Source organism: Arthrobacter hankyongi (genome assembly GCF_022012395.1).
Taxonomy (GTDB): domain Bacteria; phylum Actinomycetota; class Actinomycetes; order Actinomycetales; family Micrococcaceae; genus Crystallibacter; species Crystallibacter hankyongi.
Genome location: NZ_JAKLTQ010000008.1, coordinates 156,503 through 177,674, shown reverse-complemented (window position 1 = coordinate 177,674; position 21,172 = coordinate 156,503). Strand labels below are relative to the sequence as shown.

Here is a 21,172-nt window from a genome sequence, read left to right as displayed (position 1 = left end):
GTCCACTGCCGCACCGTCGGTTGGCAATCGGTACCGCAACTGGAGCAGAATCTAATGTCATGACATTGAATGCCTCCCACCCACTGATGGATGGCCGCACGGCGGATTCGCCGCTGATCACCGCTTACCGGGGCGGGAAGCCGGAGCGGCGCCCGGTGTGGTTCATGCGCCAAGCCGGCCGCTCGCTGCCTGAATACCGGGAGGTACGCAAGGGCATCGCCATGTTGGACTCCTGCCTGAAGCCCGAACTTGCGGCGGAAATCACCCTGCAGCCCGTCCGCCGCCATGATGTGGATGCGGGCATCTTCTTCTCGGACATTGTGATTCCGCTCAAGCTGGCCGGCGTGGACGTGGACATCGTCCCCGGCGTCGGGCCGGTGCTCGGCACGCCGATCCGCACCGCCGAGGATGTGGCCAGGCTGCCGCAGTTGACCGAGGAGGCGCTGGAGCCGATCCGCGAAGCGGTCCGGCTCACCGTGGCCGAGTTGGGCAGCAAGCCGCTGATCGGTTTCGCCGGCGCGCCCTTCACGCTCGCCGCCTACATGGTCGAGGGCAGGCCCTCCCGGGACCACCTCGGCCCCCGCACCATGATGCACGCGGATCCGCAGGCCTGGAACGCCTTGGCGGCCTGGGCCGCGGACGCCTCCGGCATGTTCCTGCGGGCGCAGCTGGAGGCCGGCGCCAGCGCCGGCCAGCTTTTCGACTCCTGGGCTGGTTCCCTGAGTCTGGCCGATTACCGCCGGCATGTGGCGCCGTCGTCGGCCCGCGCTCTGGACCACGTGCGCGGACTCGGCGCACCGCTGGTGCACTTCGGTACCGGCACCTCGGAACTGCTGGTCGCCATGCGCGACGTCGGCGTGGACGTGGTCGGAGTGGACTACCGCCTGCCGCTGGACGAGGCGAACCGCCGGCTGGGCGGCACCACGCCGCTGCAGGGCAATATCGATCCGGCACTGCTGGCCGCGCCGTGGCCGGTGCTCGAGGCGCATGTGCGGGAGGTGATCGCCGCCGGTGCGGCGGCTCCGGGCCACGTGCTCAACCTCGGACACGGGGTTCCGCCGGAAACGGACCCGGAGGTACTGACCCGTGTGGTCAAGCTGATCCACTCGGTGGAGCCGTAGCCGTGCAGTCCCGCGAACGCCATCCCATCACTGCCGCACTCCACAAGGTCACCGAGCAGCATCGGGCGCAGCACCGCCAGGAGCAGCAGAAAGCCGAACCGGCCGGCCCTGCTGCCGTCGTCGTCGGCGGCGGCGTGGCCGGGCTGGTGGCCGCCCGCGAACTGGCCCGGCAGGGCCTGGCCGTGACCGTGCTGGAAGCCACCGACGCGTTCGGCGGCTGCGTGGCACGGCATGAGGTGGCCGGACTGATGCTCGATGCCGGGGCGGAATCCTTCGCCACCCGGTCGCCGATCGTCGCCGAGTTGGCGGCCGAACTCGGGCTGGGGGAGCGCATCGCCGCCCCAAATCCGGTCGGTGCCTGGCTCCAGCTGCCCGAATCGGCCCAGCCGATGCCCAGCACCGGAATTCTGGGGATCCCGGCGGATCCGGCCGCCCCGGACATCGTCAAGGCCATCGGCCGCCGTGCTTCGTTGCGCGCCGCCGCGGACAAGGTTCTTCCGCTGGGCACGCTGCTGCGCAAGGAGCAGCTCAGCCTGGGCGAATTGGTGCGCGCCCGGATGGGTTCGGCGGTGCTGGACCGGCTGGTGGCCCCGGTCGCCGCCGGCGTGTACTCTGCGGACCCGGATGCCCTGGATGTGGACTCGGTGGTCCCCGGCCTGCGGGCCGCCGTGACCAAGCACGGTTCCTTGGCCGCGGCCGTGGGTGCCCTGCGCCAGGCCGCGCCGGCCGGCTCGGCCGTGGCCGGCATCGCCGGCGGCATCGGCCTGCTCGTGGAGCGCCTGGTCCAGGATTTGAAGGATCGTGGGGTGAAGCTGGTTGCCGGCGCTCCGGTGACCGGTCTCGAACGGGCCGACGGTGGCTGGCAGGTGCGTTCCGCTGCCGGGGATTTCGACGCCGCGGGCCTGGTTGTGGCCACCGACGGCGGATCCGCGGTGCGGCTGCTGGCAGCGTCCATTCCCGGGCTAGCTGCCGCTGAACCGGCCCCCGGACCTGCGGTCGCGCTGGTGACTCTGGTGGTGGACATGCCCGAACTCGACGCCGCTCCGCGGGGCACCGGTCTGCTGGTCGCGCCCGGCGTGGTCGGCGTGCGTGCCAAGGCCCTGACCCACGCCACGGCGAAATGGCCGTGGCTGGCCGCCGAAGCAGGTCCCGGAAACCATGTGCTGCGCCTGTCCTATGGCAGGGCAGTGGGCGCCGGTGACGGCGCCGAGCGCGAAGACTTCACCGCCTGGCCGGATGACAAGCTGTACGGCCAGGCCCTCGCGGACGCCTCGGTGCTGCTGGGCCTGCCGATCGGTGCAGATGACGTGCTGGGCCGCAAGGTCGTCCGGTGGGTCGGGGCGCTGCCTTCGGCGACGCTGGGCCACCGGGCCCGCGTGGCCGAGGTCCGCCGGTTGGCCAGCGGACAGCACGGCCTGCAGTTGGCCGGCGCGTGGCTGGCCGGCACTGGGCTGGTCGCGGTGATCGGCGACGCCCGGCAGCGGGCCCGGCTGCTGGCCGAAGACCTTGGGGCCGGAACCCGGCCGGAAGAGCATTCGGCGGCTGCAGATACCCCGTAGCCGCCATTTCTTCTACACTATGTAGAAGAAGCCGGAGCGGCCCGTCCTGTACTTTCGATATAACACCAACAAAGAAGGCAGACTGTAAGCATGAGTGAAACGTCCGTGTCGGAATCCGCAGCCCCCGCCGCCGAAGAGCAGTACTTCACCCTGTGGACCGTCTTCAAGCGCTCCGGCGCCCCGATCCAGGATTCGGCGCTGACGGACTTCGAAGCCGCCGTGACCAAGCTGGCCGAGTCCGGCGTGACGCTGCGCGGAGCCTATGACGTCTCCGCCATGCGCGAGGATGCCGACGTGATGATCTGGCTGCACGGATCCAAGCCCGAGGAACTGCAGGCTGCCGTGCGCACCATCCGCCGCACCGCCCTGTTCGAGGACACCGACATTGTCTGGTCCGCCATGGGCGTGCACCGCGAGGCGGAGTTCGCCAAGAACCACGCCCCGGCCTTCTCCCGTGGTGTCGAGCCGAGCACCTGGCTGTGCGTCTACCCGTTCGTGCGCTCCTACGAGTGGTACCTGCTGCCGGCCGAAGAGCGGGGCCGGATGCTGCGCGACCACGGCATGCTTGGCCGGGACTTCCCGCAGGTGCTTTCCAATACCGTATCCTCGTTCGCCCTCGGCGACTGGGAATGGATCCTGGCCCTGGAGGCCCCTGAGCTGGTGGACCTGGTGGACCTGATGCGCCACCTGCGTGCCACCGACGCGCGCAACCACGTGCGCGAGGAAATCCCGTTCTACACCGGACGCCGGATCAGCGTGGCCGAGATCGCCGAGGTTTTGCGGTGACGGGTACCGGTTCCGCCGCGGACTTCAGCTTCGATCCGCGCGAGGGCTACGACGCGGACGGAGTCATGGCGCCCAAGCCGTACGACGCCGTGCTGCTGGCGTCCTTCGGCGGGCCTGAGGGCCAGGACGACGTGATCCCGTTCCTGCGCAACGTCACCCGCGGCCGCGGGATCCCGGACGAGCGGCTCGAGGAAGTGGCCACCCACTACCGCGCCAACGGCGGCATCAGCCCGATCAACGCCCAGAACCGGGCCCTGAAGGCGGCCATGGAGGCGGAGCTTGCCGCCCGCGGGATCGATCTGCCGGTCTACTGGGGCAACCGCAACTGGGCGCCCTACATCCAGCCGACATTGCAGCAAATGTTCGACGACGGCCACCGCCGCGTGCTGATGTTCTCCACCAGCGCCTACGCCGGGTACTCCAGCTGCCGGCAGTACCGCGAGGATATCGGCGTGGCGCTGCGCGAAAGCGGGCTCGAAGGCCGGCTGGAAGTGGACAAGGTCCGCCAGTATTTCGACCACCCTGGTTTCATCGAGCCGTTCGCCGAGGGCCTGGCTGCCGGCCTGGCCGACGTCCGCGCCCAGCTGGCTGCCGCAGGCGAGGAGCAGGCTCCGCTGCGGATCGTTTTCACCACGCATTCGATCCCCACCTCGGATGCCGCGGCGGCCGGCCCGCGGGACCTGGCCGCCGAACTGGACGCAGATGTTTATTCCGCCCAGCACCTGGCCGTGGCCCGGGCCGTCCTGGACCGGGTTCCCGACGCCGCCGGCCTCGAATGGTCGCTGGTCTTCCAGTCCCGCTCCGGCGCCCCGCACGTCCCGTGGCTGGAACCGGACATCAATGACGCCCTGGCCGAATACGCCGCCGCCGGCACCCGTGGCGTCGTGGTGGTGCCGATCGGTTTCGTCAGCGACCACATGGAGGTCGTCTGGGATCTGGACACCGAGGCCAAGGACACCTGCGCCGAACTGGGGCTGGCCTTCCACCGCGCCCCGACGCCGGGGACTCACCGGGAGTATGTGCGCGGCATCGTGGACCTGGTTTCCGAGCGCACCGCCGGCCCGGACGGCAAGGCGCTGCTTCCTGGACGCGCCAGTGCCGCCGAGCTGGGTCCGTGGTTCGACGTCTGCCGGCCCAACTGCTGCGTCAAGGTCATGCGCGACGGCACCGTAAAACCGACCATCGCCGCCGTCGATTCGGAAGTAGGAGTTCCCCAGCCGTGAGCCAGTCAGCCTCCACCTCGGCAGCGCAGGCGTCCTTCCGGGTAGGTACCCGGGGCAGCGCGCTGGCGCTGACCCAGACCACCACCGTCGCCGAGGCGCTGGCGGAAGCCAGCGGACACCCGTACGAGATCGTCAGGGTCAAGACCGAGGGCGACGTCACCACCGGGCCGCTGTCCCAGCTTGGCGGCACCGGCGTCTTCGCCGCGGCACTGCGGCTGGCCCTGCTGGACGGCGGCTGCGACGTGGCAGTGCACTCGCTCAAGGACCTGCCCAGCGTCCAGCCCGAGGGTCTGGTGATCGCCGCGACCCCGGTGCGCGCCGACGTGCGCGACGCCCTGTGCGGCCGGGACGGCCTGACCCTGGCCACCCTCCCGGCCGGAGCCACGGTGGGCACCGGTTCGCCGCGGCGTGCCGCGCAGCTGCGGGCTGCCCGCCCGGATCTGGTCATCGTGGATATCCGCGGCAATGTCGGCACCCGGCTGGGCCGGGTGGCCGGCAATGCGCCGGCGGCCGACGACGGCGGCGTCGGCCGCGGTGTCCAGGGTGACCTCGACGCCGTGGTGCTCGCCAGCGCCGGACTGACGCGGCTGGGGCTCGAATCCCACATCACCGAGTACCTGGATCCCGCCATCATGCTGCCCGCCCCCGGGCAGGGTTCGCTGGCCGTGGAATGCCGTCCGGAAACGGCGGCGGGCGGATTGATCGCCGCTGCGCTGGCCGAACTGGACGACTTCGACACCCGGCTCGCCGTCACTGCGGAGCGCTCGCTGCTGTCCCGCCTCGAGGCCGGCTGCGCCGCCCCGGTCGGTGCCTTGGGCACCGTGCACGGCGGCGGCGTGCGGCTGGAAGCGGTGGTCTGCAGCACCGACGGGTCGTCCCTGCTGCGCCGCAGCCTGGACAGCACCGAGGCCACGCTTGATGCGGCCGCGGCACTCGGGGTGCGGCTGGCCGAGGAGCTGCTGGCGGACGGTGCGGCCGAGCTGGCCGGGCTGGCCGGGCGCTGACCATGGCTGCCAGCCCGCATGCCTTCGCGCACCCGGCCGGTCCGCTGGCCGGGGTTGTGGTGGTGCTGCCGCGCAGCGCGGACCGGGCGGCCGGCATGGCCGCGGAACTGGCAGGGCGCGGCGCCCTGCCCTTGGCGATGCCGCTGATCGATTTTGAGGAACCGGAATCCACGGATGCGCTGGACGAGGCCTTGGTCCAGCTGGGCCGGGGCGGCTTCGAGTGGCTGGTGGTCACCAGCATCACCACCGTCCGGGCGCTGAAGCAGCGGGCCGCCGTCCTCGGTACTCCGCTGGCCGAGCTGGCCCGGCGGACCAAGGTCGCCGCCGTCGGCTCCGCCAGTGCCAGGGCACTAAGGGCCGAGGGGCTGGCCGTCGACCTGGTCCCGGACGCGAGCATGGACGCCGTCGGGCTGGTCGCTGCCTGGCCGCCTCGGGTTGCCGGGCCCGCCCCCGACGGCACCGGGCGGGTGCTGATGCCGCAGGCCGACATCGCCGCGCCGACCCTCGAGCAGGGGCTGGCCGCCAAGGGCTGGGACGCGCGGGCGGTGGTGGCTTACCACACGGTGGACTACCCGGCCCGGGCGGACCGGCGGCTGACCGCGGTGCTGGCCGCCGCCCACGGCGACGACGGCGCCCCGGGCCGCGGGGCGGCGGAGCTGGCAGAGCTCTCCGTGGCGGACTTCAACCGGACGGCGGCCGACGGCGGGATTGGCGCCGTCGTCCTGAGCTCGCCGAGCGTGGTTCGCCGGCTCCATGAGGTGGCCCCCGCCCTGCCGCACCGGGTGCGGCTGGTGGCGATCGGCAACAGCACGGCGGACGAGGCCGCCAGGCTGGGACTGCCCATCGCGGCCGTGGCAGCGGCACCGACCCCGGCGGGAATTGCCGACGCCGTGGCCGCAGCACTGCCTGCGCCGACCGGCGGGCCGGCACACGAACAGACTGAATCGAGCAGAGGACCATCATGAGTTTCCCCCACCACCGTCCGCGCCGGCTGCGTGCCACCCCGGCCCTGCGCCGCCTGACCGCCGAGACCAGCCTGCAGCCCTCGCAGCTGATCCTGCCTGCCTTCATCCGCGAAGGGATCGGCGAGCCGGTGGCGCTGCAGTCCATGCCCGGCGTCGTCCAGCACACCACCGATACGCTCAAGCGCGCGGCCGTCGAGGCGGCCGGGCTCGGGCTTGGCGGCATCATGCTCTTCGGCGTGCCCGCCACGCGGGATGCCACCGGCACGGCGAGCCTGGATCCGGAGGGCGTGCTGAACAAGGCAATCCGGGACGTCAAGGCCGAGGTCGGCGCGGACCTGGTGGTGATGGGCGACGTCTGCCTGGACGAATTCACCGACCACGGCCACTGCGGCGTGCTCGCAGCCGACGGCAGCGTGGACAATGACGCGACCCTGGAAATCTACGCCCGGATGGCCGTTGCCCAGGCCGAAGCCGGTGCCGACGTGCTGGGACCCTCCGGCATGATGGACGGACAGGTGGCGGTCATCCGCCAGGCGCTGGACGACGCAGGCTTCCAGCAGACCTCGGTGCTGGCCTACGCGGCCAAGTATTCCTCGGCGTTCTACGGTCCGTTCCGCGAGGCCGTGGATTCGCAGCTGACCGGGGACCGGCGCACTTACCAGATGGACCCGGCCAACCGCCGCGAGGCCCTGCTTGAGGTCGAACTGGACCTTGGGGAAGGCGCGGACATGATCATGGTCAAGCCGGCCATGAGCTACCTGGACATTGTCGCCGACGTCGCGGCGATGTCGCCGGTACCGGTGGCCGCCTACCAGATCTCCGGCGAGTACGCGATGATCGAGGCCGCTGCTGCGAACGGCTGGATCGACCGCAAGGCGGCCGTGCTGGAGTCGGTGCTGGGCATCCGCCGCGCCGGGGCGGACATGGTGCTCACCTACTGGGCTGCCGAGATCGCCCAGTGGCTCAGGGCCTGATCCGGCGTCCCACGGCACCCGTGCCCGCAGCTTACCTCCTGGTTTCTCCCCCGAAAGGACCCATCGTGACTTCCTCCGAAGAGCTCTTCCAGCGCGCCCGCGCCCTGATGCCGGGCGGGGTCAACTCGCCGGTCCGGGCCTTTGGCTCGGTAGGCGGGACGCCGCCGTTCATGGTCTCCGGCCGCGGCCCCTACCTGACCGACGCCGACGGCCGCGAGTACGTCGACCTCGTCTGCTCCTGGGGGCCGGCGCTGCTCGGCCACGCCCATCCCGAGGTGCTGGCCGCCGTCCATGCCGCGGTGGACCGGGGCCTGTCCTTCGGCGCCTCCACTCCTGCCGAGTCCGACCTGGCCGAACTGGTGGCAGGCCGGGTCGGCGCCGTCGAACGGCTCCGCATGGTCTCCACCGGCACCGAGGCGACGATGACGGCGGTGCGGCTCGCCCGCGGTTTCACCGGCCGCAACCTCATCATCAAGTTCGCCGGCTGCTACCACGGCCACCTGGACGGGCTGCTGGCTGCCGCCGGTTCCGGCGTCGCCACGCTGGCCCTGCCCGGTTCGGCCGGTGTCACCGCAGCGACGGCGGCCGAGACCCTGGTGCTGCCCTACAACGACCTTGCGGCGGTCGAGGAAGCCTTTGCCGCCCGCGGCCAGGACATCGCCGCGGTGATCACCGAGGCCGCGCCGGCGAACATGGGCGTGGTGGAACCGGGGGAGGGCTTCAACGCCGCACTCTCCCGGATCACCGCCGAACACGGCGCGCTGCTGATCTTCGACGAGGTGCTCACCGGCTTCCGCACCGGTTACGCCGGCTACTGGGGCCTGACCGGCGGCGCGCCCGGTGCCTCCGCACCGTTCGTGCCGGACCTGCTGACCTTCGGCAAGGTCATCGGCGGCGGCATGCCGGTGGCGGCCCTGGGCGGCCGCGCCGACGTGATGGACTACCTCGCCCCGGTGGGCCCGGTCTACCAGGCCGGCACGCTCTCGGGCAATCCGATCGCCATGGCGGCCGGCGTGGCCACGCTGACGCACGCCACGCCCGCGGTGTACGAGTTCATCGACGCCCGCTCCGCCCAGCTGTCCGCGGCCGTCTCCGAGGCGCTGTCGGCGGCCGGGGTGGACCACAGCATCCAGCGGGCCGGCAACCTGTTCAGCGTCGCCTTCGGCACCTCCGCCCACGGCGTGCGCAATTATGCGGATGCGCAGGCCCAGGAGTCCTTCCGCTACGCCCCGTTCTTCCACGCCATGCTCGACGCCGGGGTGTACCTGCCGCCGTCGGTCTTCGAGGCCTGGTTCCTGTCCGCTGCCCACGACGACGCGGCGATGGAGCACATCCTGTCCGCGCTGCCGGCGGCGGCCAAGGCCGCCGCTGCGGCCACGGCCCCCACGGCCTGAGGACCGGGCACTCCCGACGGACAAACAAACCCGGCGGCCTTCCCTCGAAAGGGGAGGCCACCGGGCTTTGTGTTGGCGGTCCGGGCACACCCGGACCATCAGGCTGCTAGAAGGCGGGGGTCACGTCGCCGTTCGGCCAGGTCTTCTCGATATAGGCCTTGACCTCGGGGGAGTGCAGCAGCTCCTCCAGCTTGGCGATGGCGGGGGTTTCCTCGCCTGCACGCCAGACCAGGAAGTTGCCGTAGGGGCTGTCCTTCACTGACTCGACCACCAGGGCATCATCCGTGTTCAGGCCCGCGTCCAGAATGTAATTGCCGTTGATGATGGCCATGTCGATCTTCGGGTCCTTCACCAGCGGCAGCAGGATTTCCGGCTGGTTCTCTTCGAACTTCAGCTTTTTCGGGTTCTGCTCGTCCGACAGGGTCAGCGCCGACGAATCGTCCTTGATGTCCTTGAGCAGGCCCGCGCTTTCGAGGAGTTTCAGGGCGCGGGGCTGATTGCCCGGGTCATTAGTGATGGCGATGGTGGCGCCATCGGGGATTTCGCTGATCTTCTTGTGCTTGGCGGAGAAACCGGCGTAGGGCTCGATGTGGATGGGTGCACCGTGCTCGAACTTGTAGCCCTTGGTCTTCATCTGGTCCTCGAGGAAGGGCAGGTGCTGGAAGTAGTTGGCATCCAGCGATCCGTCGCTCAGGGCGATGTTCGGTGTCTGGTAGTCGTCGAATTCCTTGATTTCCAGGTCGATGCCGGCCTCCTTGGCCAGCTTCTGGTCGACGAACTCGAGGATCTTGGCCTGCGGGGTCGGCGTGGCCCCGACCGTGACCGTGGTCGGGTTGGCCGGATCCAGGGTTGCCGCGGCGCTGGGGGCGGAGGCGTTGTTGCCCCCGCCGCAAGCCGTCAGCGCCAGGGCAGCGGCAAGGCCGGTGCCGAGGAGGGTCAGTGCTTTACGCATCTGGGTGCGTTCCTTTCGAATATCCCCGGACCGGGGCAAAACCTGCCGGTCCGGACGTGGTGCAGCTAGCGGCTACTGGCTGCATGATCCCGCCCCGGGCCGGCGGCCGGCAGGACGGAAAACTGGGGCATGCTCAGATGCCGACGGCGGTGTCCGGCTCGGGCCGGCGCACCTTGCCGGGACGGGCGCTGGCAGCATTGCGGTGGTCCACGCGCCTGACGGCGGCGTCCCCGGCCCACTGGATGCCCTGCACCAGCAGCACCATGATGACGATCGTGACGATCATGACGGCCGTATCGAAGCGCTGGAACCCGTAGTTGTAGGCCAGCCGGCCGAGGCCGCCGCCGCCGGTGATGCCCGCCATCGCCGAATAGCCCACCAGGGTGACCAGCGTGGTGGTCAGGGCGGCGGCCAGGCCCGGCATCGCCTCGGGCACCAGCACCTTCCGGATGATCTGCATCCGGGTGGAGCCCATGACCAGCGCGGCGTCGATCTTGCCGGAGTCCACGTCCCTCAGGGCGCTTTCGACCAGCCGCGCGAAGAACGGAACCGTGCCGATGGTCAGCGGCACGCAGGCGGCGATGGGTCCGATCGAGGACCCGGTGATGAACCTGGACAGCGGGATCAGCGCCACCATCAGGATGGCAAACGGAATGGACCGGGTGATGTTGACGATGATGGAGACGACGCGGTTCGTGGCCGGCATCGGCCGCACGCCGCCCGGACCGCTGGCATGCATGAAGACGCCCAGCGGCAGCCCGATGGCCAGCGTGAACACGCCGGAGATCCCCACCATCTGCAGCGTTTCCATCAGGGCTACCGGCAGCGCCTTGGTAATGCCCGGGTTGGTGATCAGTTCATCGAGGAAATTCATACGGCATCCTTTTCTGCCAGCCGGACCGATACACCCTGCTCGCCGAAGTAGGCGGCCACCGGGGCCGGATCCGCACCGTCCGGCAACTGGATGCGCAGGTGGCCGAATTGGGTGCCCGCGAGCGTCTCCACGCTGCCGGCGAGGACGTTCAGGTCGATGCCGAACCGGCGTGCGGCCGAGGTCAGCATGGGCGCGGAGGCCCGTTCCCCCGAGTAGAGGATCTCCAGCACGGCGCCGGCGCCCAGCGGTTCCGACGCGGGCAGCGGCAGCAGGGTGCGGGAGAGTTCGCTGCCGAGGTTGGCCGCCACGTCCCGCAGCGGTCCGTGTTCGATGATCCGTCCGCCGGCCAGCAGCGACACCGAATCGCAGACGCGCTTCACCACGTGCATCTCGTGCGTGATGATCAGCACGGTCAGGTCCAGCCGTTGGGTCAGTTCCTGGATCAGCGCCAGGATTTCATCGGTGGTCTTCGGGTCCAGGGCCGACGTCGGTTCGTCGCAGAGCAGGACATCGGGATCCGAGGCCAGGGCCCGGGCGATGCCCACGCGCTGCTTCTGCCCGCCGGAAAGCTGCGACGGATAGGCGTCCTCGAAGCCCGCCAGGCCCACGAGCCGCAGCAGCTCGGCGGCCCTGCGGCGGATGTCGTTCTTCGGCGTCCTGACGATCTCCAAGGGATGGGCCACGTTCTGCAGGGCCGTACGTGAGTCCATCAGGTTCGCGTGCTGGAAGATCATCCCGATTCGCCGCCGGGCCGTGCGCAGGTCCTGGTCCCGCGAGGTGCTCAGCTCGGCCCCGTTGATGCTTACCGATCCGGACGTAGGGGCGTCCAGCAGGGTCAGGCAGCGGACCAGGGTCGACTTGCCGGCGCCGGAATGGCCGACGATGCCATGGATGGACCCCTTGGGCACCTCGAGGCTGACGCCGTCGAGGGCAACGACCTCGCGGTTGCCCTGCTGGTAGACCTTGCGCAGGTCGGTGACTGTGATCATGGATCCTCTGTTGGCTGGGCGGACAGTGGGCAGGTCCGGACCCATCGCCTCGCACGCGCGCTAGCACAAGGCCTGGTCCGCAGTTAAGTATGACAGCCACCGGCTGCATCCCGAACCGCGGGCCGCGCGCCGCCGGCAGTACTTTGTGACGGCGTCCCCGCCCGGCCTGCCCTGCGGGCCGTTAGCCGGCAGCGGCCGGCACCGCCTCCCGGACCGGCCACGTCCCGTCCACCACCGCGTCCGGCTTGGTCCGGTGCAGCCATTCCTGGAACGACGCCGCCTGGGCAGCGGCCCAGCCCACCTGGGCGTCGTGCAGTTCGCCGGGCTCGGTCTGCAGCGAAGCGTACTTTCGGGCGAGGGCATCCGCCACGCCGATGGTGGCCAGCGCATCGGCGGCGGAAGTGTGCGCAGCGTCCAGCCGTACCTGGTAGAGCTCGCTCAGGGCCACCAGGGTGCGCTTGCCCCGGCGGTAGCGGTCCATCTGCTTGTCCAGGATGTAGGGGTCGATCACCGGCCGCGGGTCCGGCGCGGTGAGCCCGTGGCGGCGGCACTCCGCGGCCAGGACGGTGAAGTCGTAGGCGGCGTTGAAGGCCAGGACCGGAATGCCGGCCGCGAAGTAGCCAGCCAGGGTCGTGGCAATTTCGGCCACGGCCCCGGCGGCCTCCTGGCCCTCCCGGCTGGCATATTCGGCGGTGATGCCATGGATGGCGGAGGCCTCCTCCGGGATGGGCACCCCGGGATTGACCAGCCATTCCGGTTGCTGCAGCGGCACACCCCTGCCGTTCACCAGCACTATGGACGCGGTGACAATCCGTGCTTCGAGGGGATCGCGGCCGGTCGTCTCGAGGTCGAAGGCCGCGCGGGGGAATTCATGCCAGCTGTTCATGCCTACAACGCTACCGGCTGCGCCCATACAGTGGGACCATGCGCGAGGAACTGGTCGAGGCTGTGTTGCAGACCGCCGCCCTGGTACCTGCAGGCAAGGTCCTGTCCTACGGGGACATTGCGGAACTGCTCGGTGCGGCCGGGCCGCGCCAGGTGGGCCGGGTGATGGCCCTGCACGGTGCCGCCGTGGCGTGGTGGCGGATCGTCCGGGCCGATGGTTCGCTGCCCGCGGACCTGATGCAGCGGGCGCTGGCGCATTATCGCCGGGAGGGTACGGAGCTGGTGTTTCCGTCAGGCGGCCGGCGGCCGAGCGTACCGCGGGTGCGGATGGCGACCGCACGCTGGATGCCCGAAGAAGGTGATTTCGGGCGCATCGACCGCCTCGCTGCCCAGCTGAGGAGGAAACTGTCGGCGCCGGCTGATGGAATAGACGCGTGATCGATCCCTTGCTGAATGTCCCCGAGCTGCGGCTGGCGCCGCCTGAACGTCTTCGTTCGGCGGTGCCCGTTCCCGGCCCGGACCAGGCCCAGGTGGTCGGTCTGCCTGCCGGTTGCGGTCCGGTGCTCGTCCTGGGCGGGCCCGGCACGGGAAAGTCCACCGTGCTGGTGGAGCACGCGGTGCAGCGGGTCGAGGCAGGTCTGGACCCGGCGGGAATCCTCATGCTGGCGCCGACCCGCCTGGCCGCGGGCCGGCTGCGTGATGCGCTCACCGCGCGGCTGGACCGCAGCCTGAGCACCTCGCCGGCCAGGACTTGGTCCTCCTACGCCTTCGATCTGATCCGGCGGGCCCGGATCGAAGGCCGCCTGCCCCTGCTCGAGCGCAGCCCCCGGCTGCTCTCCGGGCCCGAACAGGACCAGATGATCGCGGAATTGCTCGCCGGCCACAGGGACGGGTTCGGGACCCCGGTGGAATGGCCCCAGGACCTGGCCGAGGCGTTGAAGACGCGTGGCTTCCGGCAGGAAGTCCGCCAGCTTTTCGACCGCATCATCGAGTATGGCGGCACCGCGGAGCAGCTGGAGGAACTGGGCCGGTATTGCGGCCGCCAGGACTGGTGCGCGGCCGCGGCGCTCTACCGTGAATACCGGGACTTGATCGACTTGCGCATGCCGGAGGCATTCGACCCTGCCGGGATCCTCACCTCCGCGCGGCAGCTGCTGTTGGACGACGAGGACTTCCTGGCCGAGGAACGCCGCCGGCTTCAGCTGATCCTGGTGGATGACCTGCAGGAAGCCAACCCTGCTGTCTACGAACTGCTGGCCGTGCTGGCAGCAGGCCAGGACGCCGTGCTGGCCGCCTCCCCGGACACGGTGGTGCAAGGCTTCCGCGGCGCGCGTCCGGACCTGCTGGCACAGCTGCCCGGGCTGCTCGGCGCCGGGGAGGCGCGGCTGCGGACCATCCTGCTGCACACCTCCCATCGAATGGCCGCCCCGGTGGCCGCAGCCTGGCAATCGGTAGCCTCGCGGATATCGCAGGTTGCCGGTACCCACCGCGCCCGCGAGCTGCAGCCGGCCGGTGCGCCGCCGGACGCCGCCGGCCCGGAGGGCACGGTGGACCGTCCTGTGGTGTCGGCCCATGTGGTGGCCTCCGCCGTCCACGAACAGCGGTACGTGGCCCAACGAATCCTTGAAGCGACGCTGTTTGGCGGGTACGGGCTGGGCGAGATCGGCGTCGTCGTCCGGACCGGAGGCCAGTTGTCCGAGCTCGCCCGCTACCTCACCGGCCAAGGCATCGCGGTCAAGGTGCCGGTAGCCGAAACTCCGGTCCGGGACGAAGCCGCGGTGCGGCCACTGCTGGACGCGCTGGCCCTGGTCCTGGAGCCGGCGGCACTCGGCCCGGACGATGCCGTGAAGCTGCTCGGCTCGCGCATCGGCGGAGCGACGGCGATCGATTTGCGCCGGCTGCGCCAGTCGCTGCGCCGCGAGGAACTGCTCGGCGGTGGCGGCCGGGCCAGCGACGTGCTCCTGGTCGAGGCCCTGCAGGACCCCGCGCGGCTGCAGACGCTGGGGCGCGAGGCCGGGCCGGCACGGCGCATCGCCTCGATGCTCAAGGCCGGACGCGAAGCCGCGGCCGAGCCCGGCGCCAACGCCGAGACGGTGCTCTGGGCGCTCTGGTCCACCGCCGGGCTGTCGGACCGCTGGGCCGCGCTGGCCCTGCAGGGCGGTCCGGCGGGAGTGCGGGCGGACCGGGACCTGGATGCCATGATGGCCCTGTTCCAGACCGCCGAACGTTTCGTCGACCAGCTGCCAGGTTCCACGCCGCGCCAGTTCCTGGATTACCTGCTCAACCAGGAACTGCCAATGGACAATCTGGCCCCGCGCGCCCAGTTGCATGAGGCCGTTGAACTGATGACCCCGGCCTCTGCCGCCGGGCGCGGCTGGCCGATGGTGATTATCGCCGGGGTACAGGACGGGATCTGGCCCAACACCCGGCTGCGCGGTGAGCTCCTGGGCAGTACGCGGTACGTGCAGGCCCTCGAGCATGGGGCCGAGGCGGCGCTGCGCAGCGACCCGGTCTCCCGGCTGCGCGAAACCCGTTATGACGAACTGCGCAGCTTCGCCACCGCGGTTTCCCGCGCCGAACGGGAACTGGTCTGCGTGGCGGTCCAGTCCGAGGATGCCCAGCCCTCGCCCTTCCTGGACCTGGTGGATCCCTGGCTGGACCCGGAGCGGCCGCGGCCGGCCACCGAGGTGCTGCGGCCGCGCACGCTGCGGGCGCTCGCCGCCGAGCTGCGGCAATGGGCCCAGCAGGCCGGGGAGCATCCGGCCCAGGCCGCGGATGCGGCCACGGTGCTGGCCCGGCTGGTGGCCAGCGAGGTTCCCGTCCCCGGCGTGCACCCGGATCAGTGGTGGGGCCTGCTGCCGCTGAGCTCCGAGGCGCCCATCGTGCCCGAGGGCGAACCTGTCCCGGTTTCGCCCTCGCGGGTGGAGGCGGTGCGCAAATCGCCGCTGGACTGGTTCGTGCAGGCAGCCGGGGGCGAGGCCACCACGGACTTCGCGCGCAGCCTGGGCACCCTCGTGCACTCGATCGCCCAGGACATGCCGGAGGCCACCGGCACCGAATATGCCGCCGAACTCGTGCGCCGCTGGCCCAGCCTGGGCATGAAGGACAATTGGGAAGGGCGGCTGGATTTCCAGCGCGCCGAGGGCATGGTCCGCCGGCTGGCCCAGTACGTGCTGCTGATGCGCCGCGAGGGGCGCCGGCTGCTGGCCGTGGAACGGGACTTTTCCGTCGACCTGCGGGGCCCGGAACGGGTGGCCCGGCTGCGTGGCCAAGTGGACCGGCTGGAGCTGGACGCGGACGGCAGGCTGGTGGTCATCGACCTGAAGACGGGCAAGTCGGCCCCGACCGAGCGGGAACTGCAGCGGCATCCGCAGCTGGCCAGCTACCAGGCTGCGGTCCAGGCCGGTGCGTTCGACGACGTTCCCGGGGACGTCCCACCGCCGTCCGGCGGCGCCGCGCTGGTCCAGCTGGGCAAGGACCTGAAGTCCGTCAAGGTCCAGCACCAGGACGGACTGGCCGACGGCGACCGGTGGGCCGAGGAAATGATCCACGATGCCGCGGTGCTGATGTCCGGGGCGGCCTTCGAGGCCCGCCATGATCCGCAGAACGCGGGGCACGGCGCCCAAGGCTGCCGTGCCCCGCAGATCTGCCCACTGTGTGCCGAAGGAAAGCAGGTGACCGAATGAGCGGCGTCGAGACCGCGGCCGGGCAGGCCACAGCCGTCTACGCCCCCGAAGAGCTGGCGTTGCTGTTGGGCCAGCACCAGCCGACGCCGGAGCAGTCCGGGATCATCAGCTCGCCGCTGGCACCGCTGCTGGTGATCGCCGGCGCTGGTTCGGGCAAGACGGCCACCATGGCCGACCGGGTGGTCTGGCTGGTGGCAAACGGTCTGGTCCGGCCGGAGGAAATCCTCGGCGTCACCTTCACCCGCAAGGCCGCCGGCGAACTGGCCGCCCGGATCCGTGCCCAGCTGGCCAAGCTGGACCGCCACGGGCTGCTGCCGGCGGACGAGGACGAGGCCGCCGGCATGCTGGAGCCGAAGGTCTCCACCTACCATTCCTACGCCAACGGGCTGGTATCCGATTACGGGCTGCGGCTGGGCATCGAACGTGATGTGGTGCTGCTGGGCAGCGCGCAGTCCTGGCAGCTGGCCAGCCAGGTCGTGGAGGCCTGGGACGGGGACATGGACCACCTCGTGGCGGCCAAGTCCACGCTGGTCAAGGCGGTGATGCAGTTTGCCGGAGAGTGCTCCGAACACCTGGTCGCCCCCGACGAGGCCGCCGCCTATCTCGAGGCCGAAGTGTCCCGGATTCAGGCGCTGCCGTATGTCGAGGGCAGCACCAAACCGGCGAAGAAGGACGTCCTGAAGCTGCTGGACCGGCTCCGGACCCGCATTACCGTGGCCGGGCTGGCTGCGGCCTACACCCGGGCCAAGCGGGACCGGGGCGTGCTGGACTATGGCGACCTGGTTTCGCTGGCCGCCCGGATCGCCAGCGAGGTCCCGCAGGCGCGGGAGCTGGAACGCAGCCGCTACAAGGTGGTCCTTCTGGACGAGTTCCAGGACACGTCGCATGCGCAGATGGTGCTCTTTTCCAAACTTTTCGGCCAGGGCCATGCCGTCACGGCCGTGGGGGACCCGAACCAGTCCATCTACGGCTTCCGCGGCGCCTCCGCCGGCCAGTTGTTCGCCTTCCGGCAGCACTTCCCGGCGGTCGCCATGGACGGCGGCCGTGCCCCGGCCCCGGCCAGCTTCCTGACCACCGCCTGGCGGAACGCCGAGAACATCCTGGCCATGGCCAACGCCATCTCGGCACCGCTGAACCGGGTGGACCCGAACCGGCCGGACCCGGCCCGGATCGAAGTGCCGCCGCTGCAGCCGCGGCCGAAGGCGGCCGACGGCAAGGTGGTCCTGGCCCGCTACCGCACGGATCTGGAGGAGGCTTCCCGGCTGGCGGAGCAGGTCGCGGCCGCCCGCCGCACGGTCTACGAGCGGGACCCTGAGACCGGCAGGGCCGAGCCTGTCTCGGCCGCCGTGCTCTGCCGCCGGCGGGCCCAGATTCCCGTGATCGCCCGGGCGCTGGAGGCTGCCGGGGTGCCCTACGAGGTGGTGGGCCTGGCCGGGCTGCTGAGCCAGCCGGAGATCGTGGACTTGGTCTCCACCCTGCGGGTGCTGGCGGACCCCGGCCGGTCGGACGCGCTGATGCGCCTGCTCGCGGGCGCCCGGTGGCGGCTCGGACCGGCGGACCTGATGGCGTTCGCGGACTGGTCGCGTTTCCTCGAGAGCCAGCGCCGGCGGGCAGCGACGAGCCGCGAGGAGCCGGACCTGGACCGCAACGAGGCGGCTCCGGGCGCCGTCGTCGAAAGCGACGTGGCGGAAGCGGCCTCCCTGGTCGAGGCGCTGGACCGGTTGCCCAAACCCGGCTGGACCTCCCGGCACGGCCGCTCCCTGACGGAGGCGGCACTGGCCCGGCTGTCGCGGCTCGCGGAGGAAATCCGCCAGCTGCGCACCTTCGCCGGAGACGACCTGACCCTGCTGCTGGGCGAGGTGGAGCGGGCCATGCTGCTGGACATCGAGGTCGCCTCCAAGCCCGGCATCTCCATCCACCAGGCCCGGCGCCATCTGGACGCATTCCACGACGCCGCCGCCGGATTCGTGCAGACCGCCCAGCGGGTGGACCTGCTGGCCTTCCTCGGCTGGCTCGAAGCCGCGGCGGTTGAGGAAGACGGCCTGGACATCACCCAGGTGGAGGTGAGCAGCGACGCCGTCCAGCTGCTGACGGTCCATGCCTCGAAGGGCTTGGAGTGGGATGTGGTGTTCGTGCCAGGTCTGAATGACGGCGCGTTCCCGAGCGGAACGGACAACCGCTGGAGCAGCGGCAACGAGGCGCTGCCCTGGCCGCTGCGCGGGGACCGGCACGACCTGCCGCAGTGGGACACGGACCAGCCGGACCAGCTGTCCTGGTTCAATGCCGAGTCGCTCTTCCGGGACGCGGTCCAGGCCCACGGCGAGCAGGAGGAACGCCGGCTCGCCTATGTCGCCTACACCCGGGCGAAGCACCTGCTGGTCTGCAGCTCGTCGGGCTGGTGCGGAACCCGGACCAAGCCGGTGGCGCCGTCGGTCTTCCTGACTGAGCTCAAGGAGCTGGTGGCCGGACGGCCCGCCGGGCAGGGCCCCGGCACCGGGATCGGTACCTGGGTCGAGGACGAAGAGCTGGGGGAGGAGAACCCGTTCCGGGTGCAGATCGAAACCGCGCTCTGGCCCTATGACCCGCTGGAAGGGCCGCGTGTGCTGCGGGGTGGGGAGGCCGAGCCGGTCCGTCCCGGCCGCCGGGCCGTCATGGAGGAGGCCGCGCGGGCGGTCCTGGCGGCCGCCGCTGCCGGGCTGGCCCCGGCGCCGGAAAGTGCCTGGGGCAGGGAGGCGGAGCTGCTGCTCCGCCGTCATAATGCCGCAGCGCGGGTCCGCGAAGTGGAACTGCCCGCGCACATTTCGGCGTCCATGCTCGTCAGTCTCCGGGAGGATGCGGCGGCCGTCACCCGGGCGCTGCGCCGGCCGGTGCCGCGCCGGCCCGGTATGGCCGCGCGCAAGGGCACGGCGTTCCACAGCTGGGTCGAGGAGTTCTTCGGCACCAGCGGGATGCTGGACCTGGACGAATACGTCGAAGCGGCGGATGCCTATGTGGACGAGGCCTACGATCTGGCGGCCATGATGGAGACCTTCAAGGCCTCCGAGTTTGCGGACAAGATTCCGGCGGCGATCGAGGTGCCGGTGGAAACGCGCATCGACGAGGTGGTGGTCCGCGGTCGCATCGATGCGGTCTTCCGGAATCCGGACGGGCGCTGGGAACTGGTCGACTGGAAGACCGGGGCGCCGCCGGCCGGGGAGAAGCTGAAGATCCGTGCGGTCCAGTTGGCGGCCTACCGGCTGGCCTGGGCCCGCCTGAAGGACGTGCCGGTGGAGCAGGTGTCCGCGGCCTTCTACTACGTGGCCTCGGACAAAGTCGTCCGGCCGCACGACCTGGCCGGGGCGGCGGAACTGGAAGCCATCGTGCGGTCCGCCTACGGCCGCTGACGGTCTGCGCCGGGCAGCAACGGGATGGAACTGGTGCTGGTGTCCTCCGCCGGTTTACCGGCCGCCGCCGCCTCGTTGCCGGCGGGAGCCGGGTCCGCCGCGCCGGCGGGCGGGAGTGCAGCGGCGTGCTCCTGTGCCTGGGCCGGTTCCGCTGCCGGGGAAGCTGCCGGGGCGTCGGCCAGCCGTTCGACGGCGGCCGGGTTGACCCGCAGCACCTTGGGCTCGCGCGGTGCCGCCTCCGGTTTCGGCGGGACCACCGCCTGGATGGCACCGGAGGACGGGGCCGGCGCCTCTGCGGGGCCGAGCAGCACCACCCGCGGCCCCGCCGGGGCTTCCTCCGGCGCCTCCGCCGCCGCGGCCGGCGCCGGACGCAGCGGAACCGGCGGTTCCTCGACGCTGATCTGCTGGCCGCCGTGTTGGCGGATGTCGGATTCCAGTTCGGCGAGCATCTCATGGGCCTCGGCCACCATGTCCTCATCGCCGGCGGCCAGGCCGCGGACCAGCCACTGTGCCAGCGCGAATTCGGCAGCCAGCGCGGCCCGCCGCATCAGGTGCGGGTCCACGGGTTCCCGGCGGTACTCGTGGTAGGCCTCGAGCACTACCTCGGCAAAGGCCTGTTCATGGACGGCGATCAGCCAGGCGAAGTCGTCGGCCGGGTCCCCGATCCGCAGGTCGGTCCACCCTGCCACCGAGGTGACGTGCCCGTCGGCGATGAGCAGGTTGTCCTCGTGCAGGTCGCCGTGGACCACGCACGGATTGAACTTCCAGAGCGTGACGTCTTCCAAGGCATGTTCCCAGCGGCGCAGCAGGGCAGGCGGGATCTTGCCGGTGGTGGCCGCCTGGTCCAGTTCGTTGAGCTTGCGCTGGCGGAATTCGTCGGCCGTGTAGCTGGGCAGGTCGGCCCGGTCCACCATCGATTGCGGCAGGTCGTGGATGCCTGCCATGGCCCGGCCGATCTCGGTGGGGACGCGTCCGCCCTCGGCGACCAGGGATTCCAGGTCCAGGGCCATGCCCGGAACATGGTTGTAGACGAAGGTGCGCAGGTCGCCCTGCCGGACCGTGCCGGCCACCGAGGGGATCTGGAAAGGCAGTTCGGCACGGATCGCCGGTGTGAAGGTGCGCAGTACCAGCAGCTCGGTTTCCAGCCGGATGCTCGCTTCCGGATGCCGGGGCGACCGGACCCGCCACTGTTTTCCGGCGTCGTCAAGCAGGACGGCGGACGTGAAGTCCGCGGCATCATCCGGTGCGCTGGCGGCGCCGGTCGGGCTCAGCCCCGGTACGGCCGCACTGGCCATGGCTGCCAGTTCCATAGGTGTCCTCTTCACCTACACCACGGTAGTTGCATCTGTGCGTATCGACACAGAGGTCGGCGGCGAG

General features: G+C 70.9%; 16 protein-coding genes. 11 read left to right on the top strand and 5 right to left on the bottom strand.

Translation table 11 applies throughout. From position 1 onward, the window contains the following. Window positions 1–59 precede the first annotated feature (59 nt). The 8 genes from hemE (at window position 60) to hemL (ending at window position 9,026) form a co-directional block, all read left to right on the top strand. The gene (gene hemE, locus LVY72_RS12860; protein ID WP_237821425.1) at window positions 60–1,121 is read left to right on the top strand and encodes a uroporphyrinogen decarboxylase; all 1,062 of its coding nucleotides are present in this window, start codon (window positions 60–62) and stop codon (window positions 1,119–1,121) included. A 2-nt stretch (window positions 1,122–1,123) separates the two neighbouring features. After that, window positions 1,124–2,680, top strand: a complete 1,557-nt coding sequence (gene hemG / locus LVY72_RS12855) for a protoporphyrinogen oxidase (protein WP_308190788.1) — start codon at window positions 1,124–1,126, stop codon at window positions 2,678–2,680. Window positions 2,681–2,770: 90 nt separating this feature from the next. Then, window positions 2,771–3,466 carry a hydrogen peroxide-dependent heme synthase gene (gene hemQ, locus LVY72_RS12850; RefSeq protein WP_237821423.1) on the top strand — a complete coding sequence of 232 codons (696 nt, stop codon included), beginning with the start codon at window positions 2,771–2,773 and terminating at the stop codon, window positions 3,464–3,466. A gap of 65 nt (window positions 3,467–3,531) precedes the next feature. Beyond that, window positions 3,532–4,689 carry a ferrochelatase gene (locus LVY72_RS12845; protein ID WP_237821478.1) on the top strand — a complete coding sequence of 386 codons (1,158 nt, stop codon included), beginning with the start codon at window positions 3,532–3,534 and terminating at the stop codon, window positions 4,687–4,689. After that, window positions 4,686–5,693, top strand: coding sequence for a hydroxymethylbilane synthase (hemC, locus tag LVY72_RS12840; protein WP_237821421.1), 1,008 nt, complete (start codon window positions 4,686–4,688; stop codon window positions 5,691–5,693). Before LVY72_RS12845 ends, hemC begins: the two co-directional genes overlap by 4 nt. A gap of 2 nt (window positions 5,694–5,695) precedes the next feature. Further along, window positions 5,696–6,658 carry a uroporphyrinogen-III synthase gene (locus LVY72_RS12835; RefSeq protein WP_237821419.1) on the top strand — a complete coding sequence of 321 codons (963 nt, stop codon included), beginning with the start codon at window positions 5,696–5,698 and terminating at the stop codon, window positions 6,656–6,658. Continuing rightward, the gene (gene hemB, locus LVY72_RS12830) at window positions 6,655–7,632 is read left to right on the top strand and encodes a porphobilinogen synthase (protein WP_237821417.1); all 978 of its coding nucleotides are present in this window, start codon (window positions 6,655–6,657) and stop codon (window positions 7,630–7,632) included. Before LVY72_RS12835 ends, hemB begins: the two co-directional genes overlap by 4 nt. 65 nt (window positions 7,633–7,697) lie before the next feature. Continuing rightward, window positions 7,698–9,026, top strand: a complete 1,329-nt coding sequence (gene hemL / locus LVY72_RS12825; RefSeq protein WP_237821415.1) for a glutamate-1-semialdehyde 2,1-aminomutase — start codon at window positions 7,698–7,700, stop codon at window positions 9,024–9,026. A 106-nt stretch (window positions 9,027–9,132) separates the two neighbouring features. Here the strand turns inward: hemL and LVY72_RS12820 are convergent, their stop codons facing one another. From LVY72_RS12820 to LVY72_RS12805, 4 genes are all read right to left on the bottom strand, one after another. Beyond that, window positions 9,133–9,978 (bottom strand): MetQ/NlpA family ABC transporter substrate-binding protein, encoded by an 846-nt coding sequence (locus LVY72_RS12820; protein WP_237821413.1) that lies wholly within the window; start codon window positions 9,976–9,978, stop codon window positions 9,133–9,135. A 133-nt stretch (window positions 9,979–10,111) separates the two neighbouring features. Continuing rightward, entirely contained in the window at window positions 10,112–10,852 is a 741-nt protein-coding gene (locus LVY72_RS12815; protein ID WP_237821411.1) for a methionine ABC transporter permease, read from the bottom strand. Then, window positions 10,849–11,841: a methionine ABC transporter ATP-binding protein gene (locus LVY72_RS12810; RefSeq protein WP_237821410.1), complete on the bottom strand. Its 993-nt coding sequence runs from the start codon at window positions 11,839–11,841 to the stop codon at window positions 10,849–10,851. Before LVY72_RS12810 ends, LVY72_RS12815 begins: the two co-directional genes overlap by 4 nt. Window positions 11,842–12,022: 181 nt before the next feature. Further along, on the bottom strand, window positions 12,023–12,727 hold the full coding sequence (locus tag LVY72_RS12805) for a 3'-5' exonuclease (RefSeq protein ID WP_237821408.1): 705 nt from the start codon (window positions 12,725–12,727) through the stop codon (window positions 12,023–12,025). Window positions 12,728–12,765: 38 nt separating this feature from the next. On the opposite strand from LVY72_RS12805, the gene LVY72_RS12800 reads away from it, so the two are divergent. The 3 genes from LVY72_RS12800 to LVY72_RS12790 are packed head-to-tail and all read left to right on the top strand — an operon-like array spanning window position 12,766 to window position 19,795. Continuing rightward, complete coding sequence (locus LVY72_RS12800; protein ID WP_237821405.1) at window positions 12,766–13,164, top strand: MGMT family protein; 399 nt, start codon at window positions 12,766–12,768, stop codon at window positions 13,162–13,164. After that, entirely contained in the window at window positions 13,161–16,412 is a 3,252-nt protein-coding gene (locus LVY72_RS12795) for an ATP-dependent helicase (RefSeq protein WP_372463706.1), read from the top strand. Before LVY72_RS12800 ends, LVY72_RS12795 begins: the two co-directional genes overlap by 4 nt. Next, window positions 16,409–19,795 carry an ATP-dependent helicase gene (locus tag LVY72_RS12790; protein WP_237821403.1) on the top strand — a complete coding sequence of 1,129 codons (3,387 nt, stop codon included), beginning with the start codon at window positions 16,409–16,411 and terminating at the stop codon, window positions 19,793–19,795. The genes LVY72_RS12795 and LVY72_RS12790 overlap by 4 nt, the downstream gene beginning before the upstream one ends. Here the strand turns inward: LVY72_RS12790 and LVY72_RS12785 are convergent. Continuing rightward, window positions 19,783–21,120 (bottom strand): phosphotransferase, encoded by a 1,338-nt coding sequence (locus LVY72_RS12785; protein WP_237821401.1) that lies wholly within the window; start codon window positions 21,118–21,120, stop codon window positions 19,783–19,785. The two genes, LVY72_RS12790 and LVY72_RS12785, sit on opposite strands and share 13 nt — an antisense overlap. Between the last annotated feature and the right edge of the window lie 52 nt (window positions 21,121–21,172).

Coding starts and splice junctions, on each gene's coding strand:
- hemE (WP_237821425.1), top strand. CDS start 60: ATGACATTGAATGCCTCCCACCCACTGATGGATGGCCGCACGGCGGAT.
- hemQ (WP_237821423.1), top strand. CDS start 2,771: ATGAGTGAAACGTCCGTGTCGGAATCCGCAGCCCCCGCCGCCGAAGAG.
- LVY72_RS12845 (WP_237821478.1), top strand. CDS start 3,532: ATGGCGCCCAAGCCGTACGACGCCGTGCTGCTGGCGTCCTTCGGCGGG.
- LVY72_RS12835 (WP_237821419.1), top strand. CDS start 5,696: ATGGCTGCCAGCCCGCATGCCTTCGCGCACCCGGCCGGTCCGCTGGCC.
- hemB (WP_237821417.1), top strand. CDS start 6,655: ATGAGTTTCCCCCACCACCGTCCGCGCCGGCTGCGTGCCACCCCGGCC.
- LVY72_RS12820 (WP_237821413.1), bottom strand. CDS start 9,978: ATGCGTAAAGCACTGACCCTCCTCGGCACCGGCCTTGCCGCTGCCCTG.
- LVY72_RS12815 (WP_237821411.1), bottom strand. CDS start 10,852: ATGAATTTCCTCGATGAACTGATCACCAACCCGGGCATTACCAAGGCG.
- LVY72_RS12810 (WP_237821410.1), bottom strand. CDS start 11,841: ATGATCACAGTCACCGACCTGCGCAAGGTCTACCAGCAGGGCAACCGC.
- LVY72_RS12805 (WP_237821408.1), bottom strand. CDS start 12,727: ATGAACAGCTGGCATGAATTCCCCCGCGCGGCCTTCGACCTCGAGACG.
- LVY72_RS12800 (WP_237821405.1), top strand. CDS start 12,766: ATGCGCGAGGAACTGGTCGAGGCTGTGTTGCAGACCGCCGCCCTGGTA.
- LVY72_RS12790 (WP_237821403.1), top strand. CDS start 16,409: ATGAGCGGCGTCGAGACCGCGGCCGGGCAGGCCACAGCCGTCTACGCC.